2 protein-coding genes and 1 pseudogene are annotated in these 1,290 nt (G+C 64.0%); all 3 read right to left on the reverse strand.

Features of this window, described 5'->3' with window-relative positions; all coding sequences use genetic code 11:
- Positions 1-192: 192 nt before the first annotated feature.
- Positions 193-432, reverse strand: a complete 240-nt coding sequence (locus tag ACU5AP_RS16310; protein ID WP_446681565.1) for a hypothetical protein — start codon at positions 430-432, stop codon at positions 193-195.
- A 129-nt stretch (positions 433-561) separates the two neighbouring features.
- Positions 562-756, reverse strand: coding sequence for a hypothetical protein (locus ACU5AP_RS16315; protein WP_252970207.1), 195 nt, complete (start codon positions 754-756; stop codon positions 562-564).
- A 71-nt stretch (positions 757-827) separates the two neighbouring features.
- Positions 828-1,290 (reverse strand): annotated as a pseudogene (locus tag ACU5AP_RS16320) (NADPH-dependent FMN reductase); the annotation flags it as partial.

Here is a 1,290-nt window from a genome sequence, read left to right on the forward strand (position 1 = left end):
CATAGGCGCTGACCATATTGGCGCCCATGGTCGCCGCCGAGGTCTGGCCCACCGGCTCGGAAACGGCGTCCTGCGCCTTGTCGACGGCTTCGGACCCTTGCTGTTGATTGCAGGCGGCCAGGGTGAGAGCGGCGGCTGAAGCGGCCAGGACGGCGGCGGTTTGCTTCATCATCATATTGATTCCTTAGTTGATCAGGATTTGGCGGCCATGCCGGGCGTGACGGGGGCCAGTTCTTCCGCCTGAGTCTTGGGCGGGGGCGCGTCGGCGTGCTGAAGGCCGTCGTCCGGCGTTTCGCGGATGGACAGCATGGCCTCGTGCGCGCGCATCAGCGGGGCAGCGGCGTCAATGGCCTGGGCGTCGGTAGGCGAGGCCACCCGCAGGCGTCTTTGAGGGCCGCTGTCGCTGCCGACCACGACTTCATAGAAGCGCATGGCGGCCTCCCGTGGCGAGAAGGCCCGGCGGGCGGCGATGGCGATCGGTCATGTCGTTATCCTCCCTATGACGGGAGCTTAAGCGGCGGGACGCGGCGGTGTTCCAAACGCTCAAGCCTGGACATGCCGTCACATGGCGCGTTCCAGCGGGGCTTCGGCGCCGGTCATTCGTGCATCGGGAGTTTTTGTTTGTGTGCGGAGAAAACCGGTCGCCGCCGTGGCTAGGTAGACGACGAACAACAGGGCGAGAAGGGCTCCGACGAGCATCAACAGCCGGCGCGGACGACGCAAAATCGGTGGTTTTTCCTTGTTTGCAAGCGGCAAAGAGAACTCCTTTCGTATTGATAGGAGAAGGACACGACGCCGAGCCTGTTCCATACGGCGCCGGTCAGTCCCTATTTTTGCCGCGGGGATTTTAGGCTAGATTCAAAGGGCTTTGAGGGGCGGTTGCCCCGGGCCAGCACGGCCAAGGTCAGTTTCTCGGCCGTCAGCCGCACTTCATCTTGAACGGCGGGATCGCGATCCAAGGCGTCATGGCTGGTGGCGTAAGGCTCCCAATAGCCAATGTAACGATCGATCTCGGCGCCGGCCGGCGACAGCTCCATCGAAACCAGCCAGTCGGACAGAGAACGACGCACGTTCTCGGCGCCTTCCGCATCGCCATGAACGACCAGGGCGAAACGCCGACCCGCCAAATGGCGGGGATAGGGCCAGTCGGCCAACTCCAGCGCCTTGGCCATCGGAACGGTCTTGCCGTGCGTCGTGGTGGGGTCGGGATTGCCGCCGTCGGCGCAAACCAGCCGGTCCATCATCAGCTTGAACGGGCTGGAGGCGTGATACCAGTTGACCGGGGTGACG

The organism is Brevundimonas sp. RM1, from assembly GCF_052907225.1.